Origin of the sequence: Shewanella sp. 10N.286.51.B2, from assembly GCF_041469265.1 — a bacterium.
Taxonomy (GTDB): Bacteria; Pseudomonadota; Gammaproteobacteria; order Enterobacterales; family Shewanellaceae; genus Shewanella.
Genome location: NZ_JBFRKH010000013.1, coordinates 6,626 through 27,984 on the forward strand (window position 1 = coordinate 6,626; position 21,359 = coordinate 27,984).

Annotated in this window: 14 protein-coding genes; 4 read left to right on the forward strand and 10 right to left on the reverse strand. The window is 42.6% G+C overall.

What is annotated here, in order from left to right; translation table 11 throughout:
* Positions 1-52 precede the first annotated feature (52 nt).
* Complete coding sequence (locus AB4140_RS03420) at positions 53-316, reverse strand: TIGR02922 family protein (RefSeq protein WP_102438134.1); 264 nt, start codon at positions 314-316, stop codon at positions 53-55.
* Between the two features lie 326 nt (positions 317-642).
* On the opposite strand from AB4140_RS03420, the gene AB4140_RS03425 reads away from it, so the two are divergent.
* Positions 643-1,365 carry a YebC/PmpR family DNA-binding transcriptional regulator gene (locus tag AB4140_RS03425; protein ID WP_102438132.1) on the forward strand — a complete coding sequence of 241 codons (723 nt, stop codon included), beginning with the start codon at positions 643-645 and terminating at the stop codon, positions 1,363-1,365.
* 110 nt (positions 1,366-1,475) lie between these two features.
* Here the strand turns inward: AB4140_RS03425 and hpf are convergent, their stop codons facing one another.
* The 3 genes from hpf to AB4140_RS03440 form a co-directional block, all read right to left on the reverse strand.
* Complete coding sequence (gene hpf / locus AB4140_RS03430) at positions 1,476-1,832, reverse strand: ribosome hibernation-promoting factor, HPF/YfiA family (RefSeq protein WP_102477203.1); 357 nt, start codon at positions 1,830-1,832, stop codon at positions 1,476-1,478.
* Positions 1,833-2,329: 497 nt separating this feature from the next.
* Positions 2,330-6,685, reverse strand: coding sequence for an alpha-1,6-glucosidase domain-containing protein (locus tag AB4140_RS03435; RefSeq protein ID WP_371999803.1), 4,356 nt, complete (start codon positions 6,683-6,685; stop codon positions 2,330-2,332).
* A 78-nt stretch (positions 6,686-6,763) separates the two neighbouring features.
* Positions 6,764-9,742, reverse strand: coding sequence for a TonB-dependent receptor (locus AB4140_RS03440; RefSeq protein ID WP_303413461.1), 2,979 nt, complete (start codon positions 9,740-9,742; stop codon positions 6,764-6,766).
* Between the two features lie 412 nt (positions 9,743-10,154).
* Here AB4140_RS03440 and AB4140_RS03445 point away from each other — a divergent pair, with 412 nt between their 5' ends.
* Positions 10,155-10,598: an OsmC family protein gene (locus AB4140_RS03445; RefSeq protein ID WP_102438126.1), complete on the forward strand. Its 444-nt coding sequence runs from the start codon at positions 10,155-10,157 to the stop codon at positions 10,596-10,598.
* 112 nt (positions 10,599-10,710) lie between these two features.
* On the opposite strand, the gene AB4140_RS03450 is transcribed toward AB4140_RS03445, so the two are convergent.
* The 4 genes from AB4140_RS03450 to AB4140_RS03465 form a co-directional block, all read right to left on the reverse strand.
* Entirely contained in the window at positions 10,711-13,989 is a 3,279-nt protein-coding gene (locus AB4140_RS03450; RefSeq protein WP_371999805.1) for a S41 family peptidase, read from the reverse strand.
* 241 nt (positions 13,990-14,230) lie between these two features.
* Positions 14,231-15,094 (reverse strand): hypothetical protein, encoded by an 864-nt coding sequence (locus AB4140_RS03455; protein ID WP_371999807.1) that lies wholly within the window; start codon positions 15,092-15,094, stop codon positions 14,231-14,233.
* The gene (locus AB4140_RS03460) at positions 15,087-15,650 is read right to left on the reverse strand and encodes a sigma-70 family RNA polymerase sigma factor (RefSeq protein ID WP_102438140.1); all 564 of its coding nucleotides are present in this window, start codon (positions 15,648-15,650) and stop codon (positions 15,087-15,089) included. Before AB4140_RS03460 ends, AB4140_RS03455 begins: the two co-directional genes overlap by 8 nt.
* 209 nt (positions 15,651-15,859) lie before the next feature.
* Positions 15,860-16,948, reverse strand: a complete 1,089-nt coding sequence (locus AB4140_RS03465; protein ID WP_371999809.1) for a von Willebrand factor type A domain-containing protein — start codon at positions 16,946-16,948, stop codon at positions 15,860-15,862.
* A 409-nt stretch (positions 16,949-17,357) separates the two neighbouring features.
* On the opposite strand from AB4140_RS03465, the gene purE reads away from it, so the two are divergent.
* A complete protein-coding gene (gene purE, locus AB4140_RS03470) occupies positions 17,358-17,849 on the forward strand; it encodes a 5-(carboxyamino)imidazole ribonucleotide mutase (protein ID WP_076542981.1) in 492 nt (163 codons plus the stop codon).
* Positions 17,849-18,973 carry a 5-(carboxyamino)imidazole ribonucleotide synthase gene (purK, locus tag AB4140_RS03475; protein ID WP_102477196.1) on the forward strand — a complete coding sequence of 375 codons (1,125 nt, stop codon included), beginning with the start codon at positions 17,849-17,851 and terminating at the stop codon, positions 18,971-18,973. Before purE ends, purK begins: the two co-directional genes overlap by 1 nt.
* 91 nt (positions 18,974-19,064) lie before the next feature.
* Here the strand turns inward: purK and AB4140_RS03480 are convergent, their stop codons facing one another.
* The gene (locus AB4140_RS03480) at positions 19,065-20,243 is read right to left on the reverse strand and encodes a methyl-accepting chemotaxis protein (RefSeq protein ID WP_102477195.1); all 1,179 of its coding nucleotides are present in this window, start codon (positions 20,241-20,243) and stop codon (positions 19,065-19,067) included.
* 277 nt (positions 20,244-20,520) lie between these two features.
* Positions 20,521-21,138, reverse strand: a complete 618-nt coding sequence (locus AB4140_RS03485) for a hypothetical protein (RefSeq protein ID WP_102438112.1) — start codon at positions 21,136-21,138, stop codon at positions 20,521-20,523.
* Positions 21,139-21,359: the final 221 nt, after the last annotated feature.

Sequence of the window (21,359 nt, forward strand, 5' to 3'; positions counted from 1 at the left end):
CGCCCTAGTTTTATTTAATGATGTTAGTTGCTGTTTGATTATAAAAAATTAGTTAGTTACCAATCATTTTTTGTTGAGAATAAACTCGCTCGCCCAAGGTGTTAAGCACTGTGCACTCACCATCAAGCACGGCAATAATCGACTTACCCTCTCGAAACTCATCGGGCAATATTACCCTTCCAGCGGCACTGACATGCAACCCTTTCAGTACAGTGTTATTCATAGATAGACCTGCCGGAGCATCATAAAATAATACCGTTACTGTCGCTTTATTATCTTTATCAACTGTGGCTAACGGCTGCGTTACTTCTGTCATAAGTTCACTCTCATCCTTATAAAGCGGCTAACATGACTATTAGTTCCCTTATGATAAGTCTAGTCATGAATTATTGATTTATCGAGAAACTGAACAACATATTACTTACAAAGGTATTGTTAATTTGACCTAGCTCACTGCTTAATGATGATTTTGTTCAAAAATTAGGGGGAATTTTAATATCTACAGCGGTCATTTTTGTGCTGCTGGCAAGAAAATGAGCAAAAACCAGTAAAATTAACATTGAAACAGATACAGCCCCTAAACAGTTGCGATAATTTTTGCTAGAATCATCGACAATTTTTCGATATAAGACTGAGATTAAGATGGGAAGAGCATACCAAAACCGCAAAGAATCTATGGCTAAAACCGCTGGCCAAAAAACGCGTTTATACTCGCGCTACGGTAAAGAGATATATGTTTCAGCTAAAAATGGTGGTGTTGATCCTGACGGTAACTTAGCATTACGCAGCTTAATTGCACGAGCGAAAAAAGACCAAGTACCGACTCATGTTATCGAACGTGCCATTGAAAAAGCCAAAGGCGGTGGCGGTGAAGATTATGATACCGCGCGTTATGAAGGTTTTGGCCCTGGTGGATGTTCAGTCATCGTAGATTGCTTAACTGACAATGTGAAACGTACTTTCACTGAAGTGCGTCAAGCTTTCGTTAAAAATGATGCTAAGTTAGGTGGACCTGGTACTGTTGCTCACAGTTTTGACCACCAAGCCGTATTTGTATTTCCTGGTGATGACGATGAAGCCGTTTTAGAATTGCTGATGATGGCTGATGTGGACGTGACTGATGTTGAGTTAGAAGATGGCATGATCAGCGTTTTCTCACCAATCACTGAATACAATAAAGTCCGTGTGGCATTAACTGAAGATAATGCAGACATCGAATTTGAAGTTGAACATATCACATTTGTACCTCAGGCCATGACCGAAGTGACCGGTGAAGATGTTGAAACCTTCGATAAATTTATTGCTGCTTTAGAAGACTGTGATGACGTACAAAACGTTTATCACAATGCTGAGATTAACGACTAACAGCAACAGCTCTTACGCCAGCCCTAAAGCGGATGAGCCCAATAAAAACGCAGTCAATAGACTGCGTTTTTTTATGGCTTACCTTTGTAGCTAAAATAAGGGCAAGTCGCTTATTTTAATTCCATTTCTTGAACTTTTTCATAAGCTATTTCAGGTGCTGTAACCTCGGGCTTCTGATGTAAATCTGCTTTTAATTGTCCTTTTCGATGCTTGAGTGCGGCATCAAGTTTTTTACCTGCTTGGGTAAGTGCTGGGTACATAACGGGATCTGACGCTTTGGCAGCGATTCGGCTACCTTCATAGTTCGTGGTAATTTCTACTTCAAACTCGCCGTGCTCTTTTGAAATAATAATATCGAGTGATATTAGCGTTGGGAAATGACTGGCTATTTTAGTGAATTTTTGATTGACGTGTTCTTTTACAGTATCAGTAACATCGACATGGTGACCCGAAAGATTTATTTTCATAGATAAATATCCTTTAATAATATAGCGACGCTATATACTTCACTTTCTTTAAGCAATTTTATTCTTACACCAGTATATTTGAGGACTTGTGTCCTAGAACTCAAGGGAAGTTGGATAAATTTTTGTTAACATTACAAAAATTTCTCACTACCACCTCATACTAGTGTTAATTATTTTGTTTGCAGCGATTCATTTGTCTTACAACTTCAGTATAGACATAAAATTAAAACAAAATCTGCAACTTTTGTCGTGTTTGCACTTTATTTGTGCATTTAGCTGTTTTTTAAGAAAATTAACCTTCAAAATAGTTTAAAAATCAGCCAAAAAAGCTAAATTAAGGCACAGTTCAAGCGTCCATGGCCTCAAGTTAATCTATGACTAAAAGTGATAATTCACGCTTTACACTCACTTTTAAGCACTGGAGTGGATTTCATAAAAAACCCAGCATAAGCTGGGTTTTGTTATATCGGTCATTTGAGATAAGTTTATCGTTAAAGTCAGTTAACTTTGGTTACCGACAAGGTGGGAGAGCTCGCACTGGGGCCAGTTACCGTAAATCGATATGTGCCAGCATCTGCAGCATTAAAATTCATATTAGCCCCTTTGGATGCCAATGACTTCATTTCACCTTCTAACACCGTTTCTTCGCCAGCAATAGCACCAAAATCAACAGTAGACCAATCTGCAGTAGCAATCTTAAATTCATGATTGCCCGCCTCTAAAGCGATATCAACATGGTAAACCGAAGAACCTTGGTAAGTTAGTGCATCAACTTCACCCCAGCCATTCATTCCGCCACGAATATACACAGTATTAGTGCCAAACATTTCTGTTTTATTGACAGTTAGCATTGGCTCTAAACGATTACTCATATTAAAAGTAAAAGTGTACATTTCTTCAGTTTCAAAGTTGAGACTCATATTCGTCCCTGCAACCGCTAACGCTTTGGCAGTATCTAAGGTCACTGCACCATTATCATCTAAACTGCCGTAATCAACTGTAGACCAATCACTTGAGGCAACTTTAAATTCATGGTTTGCTGCTGATACCAATATTTCTGCTTGGTAAATACTGCCACCCATGTAAACCAATTCATTGGTTTCGCCCCAACCATTCATGCCGCCACGAACATAAACACTAGTGCCAACGAAAGGCTCTTCGTTGTATACGGTTAGCACTGGGTTATCTTTATCTGCTGCATTAAGTGAGAACACATAAGTCCCATCAAGTGTTGCGGTAAAGCTTAAATTTGCGCCCGCTCTAGCAAGTGGCTCAGCTACGTCTTCATCAACTCCCGCTTCGGCATCTGACACGCCGCCAAAGTCCACAGTGCTCCAATCACTGGATGCCACTTTAAAGTCATAGCCACCCGCGGCTAAAGTAATTGCAATGCGATATTCACCACTACCAATATAGGTAAAGCTATCCACTTCACCCCAGCCATTCATGCCACCACGAACAAATACTTCAGTGCTGCCATATGGCACAACATCTGGCGCACCCGCTGTAGCATTAGCACTTAAACCTGCACCTTGTGTATCACCTTGGTTTTTCACAAACACTGCTGTGGTATAAGCCGGTACAGTAAACGTGCCCTCTTCAGTCCCCTCACTAAAGTTGGCACTTTGCACTGTGGTGTCAATCGACATAGATAAACTTGGATGCAAACTAAACCCAGATGCAGTCGGCACTGTATGAGACTGCTCACTTTCACTGCCGTTGATCATCACCACCATGGCATCAACTGAAGGGTCTATATCAGTTAAATCAGCACCATCATCAATACTCATCACAATTACGCCCTGAGTTTGATTCTTGCCAATATTATGGAAACCAACACGGTCAATAATGTCTTGCTCAGTCGTTAAACGCAGTAGTGGGCTCGTTTTACGTATAGATAAAAACTCATTAAAGACGTTAGAAGCAAACTCAATTTCAGACATAGAGGCAGCTGAATTAGGATTACCCGCAAGCGCAATAATTTGCTCCATTTTGGCAGCATTATCTTGCTCTAACGGTAAGCCGACATTCCAGTTATTACTGCCTTTAGTAAAGTCGACCCAGTTAAACCAATCGCCGGAATCATAAGTATTTCGGTCTAATGATTTCGAGCGCAACATGTCGCCACCCATTTGTAAAAATGGAATACCTTGGCTCATTAATGGAATCGTAGCAGCAATATTTTGCACTCGTACGCGGCTATCTAACGATAAACCAATATCATTTGAATACTGTAAAATATCCCATAAGGTTTCGTTATCATGCTTTGATACATAGTTAATACTGTCTGCAGGATCTAAGGTGTAAGCTGTTGGCTGTGAGTTCCAGCTAAAGCTACTCCCTGTGGCAGTATTGCCGTTAAAGTCTTTTAAGACGTAGTTTTGTAAGTTACCTGCCATTGATAAGCGCAGCGTATCTTGGTCACGCAAATAATCATCTTTTTGCTCAGAAGCAAATAAAGCCCCCCCTCGAACGGCCTCACGAATACGGTCATTAAAGGTACCGACTTCACTGCCTGCCATATTGGCTTGAGTGGCCTGTTCAAACAATCGATTATCGGCGACTTCACCAAAGTTCCAACCTTCACCATAGAAGTAGTTATCAGCATCAACCGCTTGAACGGCATCACGGGCAGCTAAAATACTGCTCTTAGGCATATGACCCATCACGTCGAATCGGAAACCATCAAAACCATATTGCTCAGCTAAAATCACCATTGAATCAGAGACAAACTTATCCATCATTCGATGTTCAGTGGCGGTATTATCACAACAGGTGGATGACTCAATGTTACCGCTAATTTCGTTATAACGGTGGTAATAACCTGGCACGACTTTATCGAGCACTGAGTTATCCCAAAGCCCAGATGAACTGGTATGGTTATACACCACATCTAACACGACTCTTAGCCCTAACTCATGTAAAGCTAAGTTCATTTCACGTAACTCTCTAACTCGAGCAATGCCATCGGCATCGCTAGCATAACTGCCTTCTGGGGCAATAAAATGCTGAGGGTCATACCCCCAGTTAAAGCTGTCATAGCCGCGCATAGCTTCAACTAATGCTTGGGCATCTTTTGAGCCTGGTAATGCTCCTTCTAGGATTGATTCAATTGTGGCTGATTTATCTTGGGTAACACAGGCATCTGCACTGTCTTCAATCTTGTCACACAAGGTGCCTAAAGTGTCTGTGATATCAACTCGCTCTGCCGGATCTTCATTAACAGTAGCGATATCATTGACAGGCAATAAATGAAAATGAGTCACGCCACTTTCAGCTAATTTACGTAGATGCTCAACAGGTGCACTACCCGCTTCAGTAAAGGCTAAATACTTACCTCGGTTTTCTGCGCTAGTGCTTTCATCGCGAGCACTAAAATCACGAACATGACCTTCGTAAATCACGATATCTTCAGGATTGGCAACCGTCATGACTTCGTGGTCATCCCAACCATCAGGTTTTAAGTCATCATCACTTAAGTTAATAAATTGACTATAGCGGCCATTGGTTGACACATTCAGAGAATAAGGGTCCGTTGATTCAAGTGTTTCAATGGCTTTAGTTACAGGATGGAAAACAATGAGTTCGTAACGGTAATACATTCTGTCTAAGCTCATATCACCGCTAAATGACCAAATCCCCGTTTCAGCATCTAAGGTCATCGACTCAGTACGGGTTAAGTTTTTAGCTGCATCATAAACTTTCAAATTCACTGTTTGAGCTGTTGGTGCCCAGACTTTCGCCATGATGTTACTGCCATCATAGATTATGCCTAAGTCAGCTTCATCAGCATCATTCTCACCAGCGGTGTACAGTGCATCAAGTACTTTAGCGGCTTGAACATGAGTTGCTGCAACAGGTTTGTCGTCGCCATCATAAGCCACCATAACCAACTGATTTTTAGCAATAGACTTAGCTTCTTCTGTAGTAAAATTCGCTTCATAAGCAGGCCAATCCGCTAAATGCGGTACTAAGGCTTTTTGCGCATCAGTTAGCTCACTGCTCATAACTTCAACTTGTGTGCCACTGATATTGCCATCATTGTCAGCTGCAATTCCTGCAATTCCTGCAATTCCTGCAATTCCTGCAATATCAGAATGATGAATAACAAATTTTGCGATTCCGTCCGCTGACTGATTCCATACAAAAGTATTTTGATCGAGCCAATGAGCACTAGCACCATCAATTGAAAAGCCAGTATCTAACACAGGATAAGCATAAATATCGCCAATCCCATCAATGGTAAAGTTTGTGCGATCGAACATGGCTTCTGGTGCGTCTGCGTCTTCAAAGGCAATTAAGCTCATGCTTAAATCGCCCGAAGCAATGGCCTTATCATCACCATCATGAATAATGAAATTAGCACATTCTCCATAGCCTTCTTTTAATTCTAAAACCCAATAAGCGCCGTAGACTTCATCAACCCCAGTAAAACGATGTCCATTGGCCCAGTCCGTGCTGTCAAATGGCGGAGCATAAGCGTCACATTTGTCGTTATTCCAAGTGTGTAATTTATATGCTGAATACTTTGGATTTGACTCAGTGTTATTTTTATCTTGCTTGCGGTGGTAATAAAGTACCGCTTGATTTGCCCCCGCTAACACACTAGGCAAAGGCAAGTTAGGGTTTAAGCCCACTTCACACGTTTCATTGTTTGCATCAGGAAAAGTCGGTGCAGGACAACTTAATGGCGGCGGTGGAACACACGCAGTGCCCTCGGCATTCGGTACATTGGGCACATTACAGGTTAGCAGTTCTTCACCGGACTCTACTGAGTCACCACCACAACCATACAGAGCAGTTAACGATAAAGTCACTGCGGATAATTTTATTATTCTATAAAGGCTCATCATGAGTCACTTCTCCCTGTTAAATTCGATACTGGGCATTTGGTTGAGCTAAGTTTCGTAGCGGCGTCATCAGCGTTAGATTTACATGACATAATTTAACCCCAGATAAAATTCACGACCGAAGTACTGAATGGTGCCGGTTTTGTTTTGGTTGCCAAAATAGCTCTTAGTTGGCTCGTCAGTTAAGTTATTCACTTGGAATAACAGTCCTAGCCCATCGGTCACTTGATAAGACGCTTGATAATCAATCACGGTTTCACCGTCAAAATTGACCACCTGCTCATTAATAGCGACTTGCTCTGAGATAAAGTCGTCACGATAGCGAGCGCTAACTCGAGTTTCAAAGCCTTCATAACTGTAAAATAACGTTGCACTTGCAACATTATTTGATAAGCCAGGTAGGCCTTGCTTTGATGCTTCACCAGCAAAGGTAGAAATGGTTTCGATTTCAGATTCGGTATAGGAATAACTGGCATTAAAGCCTAACCCTGACCACGCATCGGGTAATGAAGCAAACACTTGGGTGTAGGCCAGTTCTAAACCGCGAATATAGCCGCCCTTTTCGTTATTCATTGCCGTTGTGAAAGTACCATTAACCGTTGGCACAACTTGGCCACTGTCTAATTCAATCGAATCAGGCACGTTGTAGCCATTGCCTTTAAAGTCGTAGTTGTCGATGCTGTCGGTATCAATAAATGACTTAATATCTTTGTAGAAAAGCGCAGCAACAAACGCACCTTCATCAAAGTAATACTCATAAGACACATCGTATTGATCGGCATAGAAAGGCTTTAAGAATGGGTTATTAGTGCTTGAACCATTAATTTCACCTGTGTCGCTGACCGAAGCGCTCGCATCGCCCGCTAAGCGATTAATAGGTGGGCGAGACATCACTTTCGCGGCGCCAAAACGCACTTGAGCGCTTTCTGTCACATGAAAGTTAAGGTTAATTGAAGGCAAGTAATCGGTATAGCTCACCCCTTCAACGATGGGAGCATAAAGCGAGTTATTGATACCGATTTCGTCGAGAATGTTTTGCGCACCAAAAGCTGGATCGCCACCCACATTTTTAAGCACGGTTGCCGATTGTTCGGTGTTTACCACCCTTACGCCAAAGTTACCCGTTATTGGCAAACCACCTAATTCAGTATTGATATTGGCTAAGGCATAACCAGACCAAACCTTTTCGTACACTTCACCACTTTGCAATACTGACCATGAATAGTTGTTGGTATAACCTTGGGCTTGCCCCGGTGCAACACCATCAGCGTTACCCCATGTTTGCACTGGTTGCGGAGTTCCATTTGGGAACCACGCGTTAAGTGCCGCATCAACATCAATGGCTAAATAAGATGGGAAATAGCTAAAATCACCTTCCCAATCAACGACAGTGGTCATGTCATCGGTCAATCTTAATGGCGGCTGCGAACTCGAAAAAGCATTATCAACTCCGTATTCAAATACTGAGCGGTCATTAGAGTAAGTACGGTCTGAATAACGACTACCAAACTCAACACTGGATATAACATCATTGTCTAGGGTGTATTCAAAATCTATCCGATAAGCGATTAATTCATCTTCATTCACATAGGGATAGATGCCATATTTGCTGACCATCATACGGTCAGTATCAGAAAATGCATCCGCTTGATTAAAACCCACATCGGGTAAATCTAAACCATTCAGTAAGTAGCTAATTGATACATTTTCATCAAAAATGGGCGTGTCGGCGTTGGCATCAACTGCCACATTTGACCATAACAAACCATTACGAAAATTACTTTTTGCCGATGATAAAGACACATCAACATTCACATTAAGATTGTCAGTAACTTGCCAATCAGCGTTAATGCCATAGCTATTTACTTCATCAAAATCTTGATTGTCATCGTTAACCAACTCAACCCGCGTGTTACCAGTAGACTTACGGTTGTAAGTACCACCAATCACTGAGTTACCATCTAAAACAGGGTTGGCAATTGAAGCACTTTCTGGCTCTAACTTAACCCTAAAACCACGGGCAAAGGCTTCTGTGTCAAAGCGAGATATAAATGCATCAGCTTTAAGGACAAAATTATCAACCGGTGCCCATTCAATCGCCCCCATGTAGCCATTTCGAGTTTCAACGCCGCCAAGATGCTGTAGTTCAAAACCTTCACCCAAATATTCTTTATGGGCGTTAGTCATATCGCCATCGTCACCAATCGGGCCATTGGTGTCATTTTCGATAAAGTCGACATCCGCTGTGCCATTGTATGCAAAGCCAATAAATTGAGTTGCTACGCTTGGCTGATTCAATCTTGCATAACCAACGGCAATACCTAATGTGTCTTCAAGAAATTTACCCTGATATGAAAAACTGACGCGATCGCCATATTCTTCCGCACCATACACTTCACTCGCGCGGTCGTTATACATAGCGCGGGCATTCACCACAAAGTTATGTTTTTCTGTTTTGCTCAAAGGACTAACCGTTGCTAACTCAACCGTACCGGCTACGCCCCCTTCAAGTAATGATGCTTTAGAAGATTTATATACTGCAGCAGAGCTAATTAGCTCAGAAGGATATTGATCAAACTCAATGCTACGAGAGCCACTTGTCGATACCTGCTCACGACCATTTAAGGTTGAAGAGACAAAGCCACCTGACATACCACGAATATTGATTTGAGCAGCTTGGCCACCGGTTCTCACCGCTGAAATCCCCGGTAAACGGGTTAATGCATCCGCCATTGATACATCTGGCAGTGCGCCTAAGTCATCTGCTGATAGTTGCTCAGAAACAGTATCCCCATAACGTTTTGAATTAAGTGAATCAATCAAACTACGGCTATAACCGGTGACACGAATAACCTCAATGTCATCTTCAGCGGTGATATTATTGCTACTGGTATTTGCTGCGGCATTATCCACATTAGTTTCATTTTCGACCGCATTAGCGACCTGAGTTTTTTCTGTATTGATGCCATCGGCAGCAAGCGCTATATCGGATGAAAAAGCAAATCCGACCCCCGCAGCAGCTAGCGCTAGCGATAACACACTAGGTTTACAATTGAACATTGAGTTTCCCCTCACCTTACTGACTTTATAGTCACCCAACATTCAGTTATACGACTCAGACTAATGGAATATCAGGCATTATTATCCCGATATACTAGACATGGTTCAGCGCTAGCCTCAATTTACTGCATACGTATTCACAACATATTATTAACATACCAATTATTACAGTAGTCGCTAAGTTGATGTAATCAAATGCTAAAATCGGTTTGCTAATTATGATTAATATTTACACTATCCGCGGCAATCCACTTTTGGCTATAGGCTAGTCATTAAATATCTAAGGGGAGGTAGATTTCGTCACTCACTCAGGTAGAATACTTTTCAGCTAAACCATTTGAGTAATGCTTCTAATCACAGTTTTAACCAGATTACTCACTAAGTGTTTGAAATTGTAAACAAAGGATAAATGATGGGTTTTAAGTTAACGGTAAAATGGCAAGCAGATCATTTTGATCATCAAGCGCCAGAGTTTAACCGGGATCACCAAATCGAATTTGGTACAGGCCAAGTTGTTCACGCCTCTTCTGCGCCTGAATATAAAGGCAATGAAGCCAAGGTTAATCCTGAAGAAAGTTTGCTTGCGGCCTTATCCTCTTGCCACATGCTAACCTTTTTAGCCATTGCCCATTTAAAACGCCTAACAGTTGAAACCTATGTTGATAATGCCAAAGCAGAACTAGGCAAAAATGATAACGGTAAGCTGTCAGTCACCAAAATGACCTTAAATCCAGTGGTAACTTTTGCAGAAGGCATTGAAGTCAGTCAGGAAGTGATAAATAAAATCCATGACAAAGCCCACGCCAATTGCTTTATCGCCAATAGTGTTAATTCTGAAGTAGCAATTAACGGCTGATAAATACCTGCTAAAGGCTGTATTTACAAATAAAAAACCGATATCAACTTGACTTGATATCGGTTTTTTTACACTTATTTACCAAGCTTAACTCAAGTTAGCGCCTTTAAAATTACGCTTTAGTATCTGCCGCAAATCCGCTTGCAGGAATTGGCTTAGCTTTTAACGGCGCGATTGGCTTTTGGATCAGCTCATCTTTTAAATAACGAATGGCGGTTTCAAGTTGGGCATCTTGGCCCGAGAATGTGGCAAAAGGTAAGTTATCTACCTCAATATCCGGTTCAACTCCGTGGCCTTCAACAATCCAACTGCCATCAATAGCGTATTGTGGATACTCCGCCACCCGTGCCATACCTTTATCCGTTAGGCTGTTGCGCCCTGAAAGCCAAACCCCTGCACCCGCAGTTTGCTTACCAATTAACGGCGCTAACCCTAAGGCTTTAATGCCTGCTGAAAAGGTCTCGCCATCTGAATAAGTCATTTGATCCGCGAGCACCACTAAGTGACCCCTAAAGGTTTGCTGCATATTGGTATTAGCAGTGCCATGGGTGGGCTGCCAAAAAGCCCACGCACGGCGCAGTAACTTTTCAATAATCCAGCTATCGATATTACCGCCACGATTACGACGCACATCAATGATTAAACCGTCTTTGTCATAATTGGTATAAAACTCACGGGCAAAGCTTTCAATATCCCCAGCCCCCATGGCATACAAATGTAAATAACCAATGTTGCCTTTACTGGCACTGCTGACTTTAGCGGCATTATTGGTGACCCAGTCTAAATAACGCAGCTTGGCATCGGTGCGGTTATCATGGGGCACAACAATCGTTTGATGGCTTTTTTTACCACGAGTTAACTCCAACAACACTTGTTTATTGGTTTGATTACGCAGTAGTTGACTAACCTGAGCAAGACTGCTGACAGGCTTACCATTAATGGCTTTGATGATGTCGCCCTCTGCGGCGTCAACGTCAATACGGGCCAGCGGTGATGCCTGCGTTGGTAGCTCTGGGTCGTTACGATAAATATGGTTAATCAGCACCCCTTTTGAGGTTTGCGCTAACCGTGCCCCTAAACTTGCCCCTGTGGCAGTGTCGTTTTTAGCTATATCACCACCGCGCACTTGCGAGTGCAATGAATCAAGCTCGCCCATCATTTGCTTGAACAAATCATTAAGCTCATTTCTATCGGTTAAGCGGGCTAATAACGGCTGATATTTTTGCTTCACCTGCTGCCAATTAACCCCGCGCATATTCTTGTCGAAAAAGGAGTCACGGTGCATTAACCAGGCATCTTCAAATATCTGCTGCCACTCTTGCATTGGCGCTATAGATAACTGCCACTGGGCGGTATCAACCTGAGTGTTTTTAAGCTCTGTGGCTATTTTATCGCCAGCATCAACAATATGCAGCTCACTTGGATTAGCCTGTTTTCTTAGCAGTAATTTTTCACCATCATCTGAAAGTTGATAGTCGCTGATATCAGCGGAAAACTCGGTTACCTCAGGCGACAAGTTATCAAACTTCACCAGTTTTAAGCTGCTTTTATCTGCCACTGTATCGAGCAAATATAGCTTATCTTTACTGGCAGTTAAGCTGGAATAATTGCCTGATGCCACCGGAACTTGCCAGAGTCTTTGACTGATATTATCCCAATCCACTTTGACTTTTTGATTACTATCAGCCTGACTTCTAGCCTCTTTGGCATCGGCAATGATACTGCTATTGAGCTCGGTTGGTTTTACGAAGGGAAATACCGACTTTTCAGTTAATGCGATGGCAAAGATTTCAGTGCGTTTATCAAAAACCGGCCCCATATTTCTATCACCCCAAGGCGAACCAGGAGTCGCTTTAAAGTGCCGCGCTGATAAAAAATATAACCATTGTCCGTCAGGGCTAAAGCTAGGTGAATGTGACTCGTATTTATCACTGGTAATGGATTGGGCTTTATTATCATTAACCGAATACAGCACGATTTGCGGGCGCTGTTGACCCATTTCCAATTTGGTTAAGGCAATAAATTGGCTATCACCAGACCAAACGATATCCGGATATTCTCCTAACCCTTCACCATGGGTGATGATTTTAGTATTTTTACCTTTGTTTAAATCCAGTAACCACACATTGCCATCGTAGTCATCATGGGCAATATAGCGGCCATTGGGTGATAAATGCAGACTGGTTCTTAAGCTACTGCCATCTTTAGTGAGTTGTTTTGCCCCTGCACTGCCATCAGCGGGGAATTGCCAGATCTCTTGCTCGCCTGATGCATCACTGATGCCATAAACCCAATCACCATCCGTACTTAATAACGCATTTCTAATGCGGGCGTTAGCGGGTGATTGCACTTGGATTAAGCGGCGGCCATCATGATTTGCTATGGCTACATGGCTTCTAGCGGTGATCACCGCTTTATCGCCACTGGCGGCTAACTCCACTGAGGTAGCAAATGCCATTGGATCTTTTAACCAATGTTCACGGCGATGGGGAAAATCTGAAGTCAGGCTAATATCGACTAAGGATGAACTGCCATCATTAATGCTAAAGACTTTAATATCTGCCCCATGCTGAAACACAACTCGACCATCATTTAACTGTGCATCTCTGACTTGCCAAGCACTAAATTGGGTATGTTGCTTAGCATCTTGACCATCAAGCGTCATCGACCAAATATTATCATTGCCAGATTGGTCGCTAATAAAATAAAGCCGATTTTGCCACAGCATGGGTTGTCTTACTGAGCCTTGATGAGCTGCTGTCAGCTTTTGCGCCTCTTGATTACTGCCCAATTTAAATCGCCAAATTTCACCTAAAGCGCCGCCACGATAAACTTTGGCGTTATCACCACTGGTTTGCAGGCCAAACTGAGTAAAATAAACATACTCGCCCGCATCATCAATGGTGCCTTCAATCGCATCTGCTAGGGGTAAATCCGTTAATTGCAGCGTCTGTGGATCTACCGTTTTAAGAACCCAGTAATTTGCCGGTCCATTAGCATTATCGGTGGCATACAAAATCTCCCCGCTGGCTGTCCAGCCTTGCAATCTGACGCGACTATTTTCAAAGCTTACTCGCTTGGCAACGCCGCCTTTGATCGGCATGACATACACTTCAGTAGCGCCATCATAGTTCGCGCTATAGGCAAGCCAATTACCATCTTTTGAAATCACAGCATCGATTTCTTCTGCTGCTTGGGTGGTTAATCGTGTTGCTGAAGTTTGATTTAACTGACTAAGCCAAAGATCGCCTTCGGCGGTAAATACCAAGGTTTGATCATGTAGCGCTGGCGCGCGGTAATAGCCTTGATTGTCTGAATTAACCGCAAGAGCGGATGTGCTTAACAGCCCAAGAGCTAATAAACAGGCGCTAACAGAATGGCGAAGTTTCATAGTCAGAAAAGTCCTTGTAAATATTATTATTTTCAAGCAATCAAACTAACAAACTTAAACTGATTTAGCAGTATAAAACCCAGTATTTATTGCGATAAAAGTTTAAGAATTTGTAACAATTAACTTATTCGCCGCAAAAAAAGGGTAACAACTTTTGTTGTTACCCTTGGTGCTTTGGACACCTAGCTCGACAACAAATCTTCAAGCTAGAGCCAATGTTACTGTTAGCGCACTAGTGCCATTATTGAATCGATTGTTGCAAGCTTAAGCGCTGCTGTAATTGTTGGTATTGCTGATATTGAGGATGCTGCTGCTGAATAATCTCAGGGAATTGCAGCTCAATAACCTTCGAATATGCCTGAGCTTGCTCCAATTGTTTGTTATCTAACAGTTCAGCTAAATGCTTGATTGCATTAATGGAGTTTGTTGCCTTAGCTGCGCCAGTTGCGTTGGCTGCGCTAGTCGTGTTAGCTGAGTTAATGTCGTTAGCTGAGCTCATGACAGTAACTGCTGAACGAGTTTGTGCTGGCGTTGGTAATTGAGCTTGAGGCTGAGATTCTGGTTGTGATTGTAATTGTGGTTGTGATTGAGCCGCAGACATAGATTCACGCTGCTGTTGAGGCATAACTTTAGTTGTCACAGTTGGGAGCACATCAGCGGCAGACTCAACTGTCGTTGCCGTCATTGGCGTTGGCGTTGCTGAAATAGTTGTTGGCGTTACTGTTGCTGAAATAGGCGTTTCAGTGGCTTTCGTTGCCATTGGCACACTGTCACCCGCATCTATATTGGCATGTTGGGTAAAGTTTGGATTAACTAATATCACGCTGGCAATGATCATTACAGATGCCGCGGTTGACAGCCCTAAACGATGCTTATGCCAAAAACTCACTTGCACGACATTTGTGGCTGCTGAATCACCTTGAGATGCTCTTGCCTGCTCAACAGGAGCGGCGCTCAATTTAGCTTGGGCTAAGATAGCCTTATCCATCGCTTTGGGGGGCGTTTCTAAATCCTGCTGATACAGGGTTTTAATTTCTTGCTGCAAAGCCACAAACTGTTCATCAGTCTTATCGTTGACTGAGCTTTTATCTTTAGAATCACTCATGATCCGCCCCTTGCCATTTCAGCGCTACACATTGCTTAATACTTTGATAGGCATAGCGAATGCGGCTTTTGGTGGCCTCTAAGGTTACATCGGCAATCTCACTGATTGCCGTAGCTGTTAAGCCCAATTCAATATTCAGCAAAAAAGCCTCTCGTTGTAATTGAGGCAATTTACTAATACAGGTCTTTAATAATTGCCCTTTTTGGCTATCAAGCAGTTGCTCATCAGGACGACTGCGATGAGAACTATCCAGTGTGCTGGCATCAAAGCTATCCATGCCCTCTTCTGCGGTTTCAGCAAGCTTATCGAGTGGTTTCACCGCCCGCACATGATCGATCAGTAAGTTATGGGCAATGCGATAAATCCAAGTGGTAAACTTGGCTGTGACTTGATAACTGCTGGCGGCTTTTATCACCTTGCCCCACGTGTCTTGGTATAGATCTTCTGCTAATTGCTTATCGTTGATTTGGCGCACAAAATAGCGATACAAAGGCCCTTTATGTTTGCTATACAGCTGCTCAAAAGCAAGCGAGTCCCCTTGCTGATAATTCAACATTAATTGCTCATCTGATAATGCAGTTATTTTATCCTTCACCGCCGGCAACCTTGGTTTATAGACTGTTTTTAATCACTTTAAACAGTTTGCCCAGCGTAAATGCGATTGTCTATTAATACTCTGCAATTGAGCTATATTATTCACAGCACCTTATCATTAATACTCCTGTCGACAATGAGCTCGTTAATAATAGCCGAGTTAATAATAGGCTAGTTAAAAATAGCCTTGCCAATAATGCTGCCCTGCTTTGGCGGAGTATCATAAATAGGCTGCGGCATCGGATAAGCTTGTCGTTGATGGGGCTTTTTTATCCCGACATTGTTTGTAACAGACACTAGCATCGCCTGCTTAACAAGGGCAATAAACTCGCTGCGCTCACCTTGGCTATCTGCCCCTTTAGCATCAAGAGCGATATTAACTAACTCATGATAATCAAAGCCATGAACATAATTACTTTGATTAATTAATTGCCCTAAACCCGCCACCGCTGCAGCAAAACGAAACTCATCACTGGCTTGTTGAAAGAATTTGTCTTGTTGAGCAATGTCAATATCAAACTGGCCAAGCAAAGCTTGTTGGCTTGTTATACGCATGTCATGCAATGACAATGTGGCGAGGTTATCGGCACTAAAGCGCTGCTGAGCACTTGGTTTATGGGCTGGTGATTTATAAGCAGCTGAATCATCGATGCGCAACTCATACAAGGCACTATATTGGCCACTTGATTGAGCCTGCAATCGAGCATGGCCTTTGGACATTTGTTTATTAACGGGGTTGCCATAATTTCGCTCAAAACCAATCAGTCGGTATTCCGTAATCAACCTTGGATTGAAGCGTAACTTGGCTTGTAAATAAGCTAAGCCTTGCTTTGCAGGCTCTGTGGCCTTGTCACTCTGTTTGATATTAATCAACAGCAGCAAGGTGTCATTATTATAAGGCGATGGCGCCAGTTCAGTATGTATCTGATAGTTTTCAGATAATGGCTGATATTGACTAAAGTCATATTGAAATGCATTGAGTAAATTCTGGCTTTGGATGGTATTTTTTTCAGGCCAGATTTGCTGGTTGAGTAAGTGCTTTAGCCTGTTATAGTCGCTGATACAGCCGCTGCTATCCGTATTAAATGTCAGCAGGGATAATGGCGTTTCACCACTAACCATGTTGCCGCCATGACTCACAACAGTCTGCTGAGCAGCCACGCAGTTTGGCTGTAATGTTAGAGTTTCAGCAACCCCATTAACGCTTACAAGCAGCAATAGGCTTAGTTTGCACGCCTGATAAATTGTACATTTACTCATCTATGACTCCGTAATAACCACAATACTATTATTAACGTGCTCAGATTAAAAAAGGGTTATTTATCTTTCACATTTAATCACCTCCAAAACAAAACAATATAAATCAATACCATAAACCCAAAAGCACATTAATTATGCGTAACGTTAACGGGTTAATTTTTACCTTATCAATAACCCAAAACTTGCAGTACACGATTGCTGTTCGATGTTTACCAAAAGCCAGTATAAGCATTCGTAATCACAAACTGAGTTTCAGCCCCAAAAAACACTGAAATGCAGCGAAATGTGAGCCAACATGATATTATCTAGCCCCTTTTTTATAGGCGCAAAAATGCAGCCTATAATGCCTGTACCCTATGCAGGTATAAGTAAAATTATTCTAATATAATAAGTGTGTTAAGGAGTTATCATGCAAGCCCTTGTTGCCGTAGTTATGGGATCTAAGAGTGATTGGCCGACCATGGAAGCCGCCGCAGAAATTATGGATAAGCTGCAGGTGCCATATCACGTTGAAGTTGTCTCAGCGCATCGTACTCCTGACAAACTCATGGACTTTGCTAGCACTGCTGCTGGTAAAGGCTTTAAAGTCATTATCGGCGGCGCCGGTGGTGCAGCACATTTACCCGGTATGATTGCCTCAAAAACCCGCCTTCCAGTGCTGGGTGTGCCTGTGCAAAGCAAAGCGTTATCAGGCATGGACAGCTTGCTGTCTATCGTACAAATGCCTAAAGGTATTGCAGTTGGTACCCTTGCTATTGGTACTGCTGGGGCGTTTAATGCCGGCTTACTTGCTAGCCAAATTCTTGCGGTTGAAGACAGTGAACTTGCAGCGCGTTTGGATGCTTTTCGTGAAGAGCAAACTAATTCAATCCTTGAAAATCCAGATCCGAGGGAAGCTTAATGGCTAAGCAGGACGGTGAGCAAAAAAATCAAACCCACGCTACACAGCACAATGTATGGGTTTTAGGTGATGGTCAATTAGGCGCTATGTTGTCCCATGCTGGGCAGCCTTTAGCGATTAATGTTCGTCCGGTTGATATTATGACCCCATCAGATGAGCGTTTACCTCTTAACGATACTGACGTCATCACCGCAGAACGAGAGCAATGGCCTGAATCAAACTTAAGCTTGCAACTTAGCAAGCATAAGCATTTCATTAATGGCCCGGTTTTTGGCCTGCTGGCAGACCGTTTTACCCAAAAAAGCTTATTGGATGAGTTAGCTGTACCAACGTCACCTTGGGAGCTGGTTGACGATAATACTCAAACGGCGCAGTTGCATCAGCAATATGGCGAGCGAGTATTATTAAAGCGCCGCACCGGTGGCTACGACGGCAAAGGTCAACACTGGTTAAAACAAGCTGAATCAACCACCATCCCTGTTGATTGGCGTAATGAAGCCATTGCTGAGCAAGCGATTAATTTTGATGAAGAAGTGTCATTAGTGGGCGTACGAACCCAAACCGGCGAATGCTTATTTTACCCGCTAGCGTTAAATCTCCATCAAGACGGTATTTTAATGGCATCGATTGCGCCATTATCGCGCTTAAACCACTTACAAGCCCAAGCTGAAGCCATGCTAAGTAAAATTATGCATAAGCTTGAGTATGTTGGAGTGATGGCGATGGAATGTTTCCGGGTTGGTGATGAATTACTGATTAATGAGTTAGCCCCTCGGGTTCATAACTCTGGTCACTGGACTCAATCAGGTTGTCATATCAATCAGTTTGAATTGCACCTGCGTGCCTTGTGCGGATTACCTTTACATACCCCACAAGTGAATCATCAATGTGTGATGGTGAACTTAATTGGTGTTGATAAAGATGACCGCTGGTTAAGCTTACCCAACGCTGAGTTATTCTGGTACAACAAAGAAGTTCGCGTCGGTCGTAAAGTGGGTCACTTAAACTTATCGGTTCATAATAGCGCGATGCTAACCGACAGTATTGGTCAGCTACAACAATGGATGCCGCAGCTGTATCAAGCGCCATTAGCCTGGGTTTTAGATGAATTTAGCGCTGATTAAGATCAATGGCACTTAATCGTAACCCATAAAAAAGGAGCTAAGGCTCCTTTTTTATGGACTATTGATTTGCAAGTAATGATTTAGCTAGGGTTTAAATACACACTCGAGTGAGTACTTTCTCAAGATGCTCAGAGCTGGTTTGTTGCCTATAAGCGCGGTCTGAAATCGCTTTTAAGCTCTGCTGCACTTCATGACTCAAACGGGTAATTTCCAGCGCTCGACTACTGATACTGTTAGTGGAAGATTGCTGCCCTTGAATGCTGTAGGTCATATTACTGGCAACACTATCAAGTTGCTCAAATGCGCCGCCAATATCAGTAAATGCTTGGGTGACCCGCAGGCATTGTTGCACGCTTTCATTAGTCACTCTTTGACTGTCGCTAATGGCATTAACAGCATTACCCGCTTTGGCTTGCAGCTCTAAAACAATAGTTTGAATTTCTACCGTCGACTCCTGAGTGCGATGAGCTAATGCGCGAACCTCATCAGCCACAACCGCAAAACCGCGGCCTTGCTCACCGGCTCTAGCGGCCTCAATGGCAGCGTTTAGCGCCAATAGGTTGGTTTGCTCGGCAATACTTTTAATCACTTCTAAAACATTACCAATTTTCTGGCTGTCGCTGTTTAATAAATCTAAATCAGATACCAAACTTTCAATGCCATTGGCAAAGGTGGTCATGGCAGTTTGATTACTTAACGCATCATTATTACCGAGCTCAAGTAATTGCTTCACTTCCGTAGAGGTTGATTTAAATTCGTCGGCATTGATTGATAACTCATCTGCCGTTTTCACTATGTCTGCTAATGAGCTTGAAATAAGCTCGGTTTCAGCAGTGCTTTTGGCAACGGATGATTCAGCCGAATTCATTTGCTGCGCCAACTCCTGCGAGCCATGGTGAAAATTATTGGCATCTTGCTTAATGTCATCTAAAACCAATTTCAGTTCTTCAATAAAACCACTAAGGTCGTTGGTAATTTTCGCCAGTAAATCATTACCACTATCGATTAGCGGCTTTTTAGGGGCGGCTTTCGTACTAATAACTAAACTTAGATACTCAGCCAGTTGACTCAAGCGTGTGTGTAAAAACTGCTTAAATAAATACAGACCTACTATCGTTTGCGCCGCACCTAATAGCGCGACAATGAGTAACAGCGTGGTTTTATCAATTTGAGAAGGTAAAAATGCAATGATGACCAATGCCACCAGCACCAACGAGATTAACGGATAAAGCAGTGTTGCCTGTAATTTATTATTATTGTGAGATTGCATATACAGTTCCGAAAGTAGTGATTATATTTTTCTAGCAACTCGTCATGAGCTTTTAGCGCTAGCGGTGCTTAACATTGATCCCCCCAAAAAGCCATATAGCCTCAAGGGTTACAAATTGTCACAAGCGGTTTTATTACTATCGGAATAAGCTGCAAAAAGTTTAGCGTTAATTGTTAAATATTTATGAACAAGGTTAAGTATAAAAACTGATCTAACCAAGAGAAAGTAAAAGCCCCGCGAATGCGAGGCTGATGAGAATGACAATAACTAATGCGTATTAACCGAAAAATAACCGCCATAACCAGGAAGAGTCGAGATCTTCTTTACAGGTATGATACTGAGCAGCGTAATTTCTGGCGCGAGCATCAACACGATTAGCAACAGGTCCAAGCCATGCTTTAGCTTTATAGCTGCCACGTTTATAGCCGCCCCAACCTTCGTGATAATTCAAATACTGATTTTTCGCATCCCATTTTGACACCCCATTAATGGCATGGGTTTTATAGATAAACCAGCCCATAAAATCCATCGCATCATCAAAATTACTGCGACTTGACCATGAATTACCGGTTTCACGTACATAGTCATCCCATGTCATGGTTTTTGCTTGAGCATAGCCATAGGCATCACTGGCGCGGCCAATAGGAATAAAGCCCCAAAAGTATTCCATTGGTGGCGCGGCATTATGTTTAAACGAGCTTTCTTGGAACATCATAGCTAAAGGCACATGTACTGGTACGCCCCACTTTTCGCGCGTTTTTACCGCCGATTTATACCAAGAGCGATTTTCTTGAAATATTGAGCATAAATTATCAGGCTCTTTAGGTGGCGGAGTTGCACAGCCCGTAAGCTGTAAAAGAAACATTGCGCCCAAAGCACGAAAAAACCACGTCATAAATGCCCTTAAAGTAATCAATATCAGGAGTTAACTAAAGCGATTCGATTTTCACATCAAAATAAACTAGATGCAAACCACGGCGTTAAAAAATAGAACTTAATCTGTCACTAGAATGCGACCATTGGTATTAGTCAAAAAATACTTGAACTCAAGTCTGACAATAAAGCTGGGCTAGAGGGAGGTTCAGCGGCTAAGGTTTTCTAAAAAGACTATCAAGG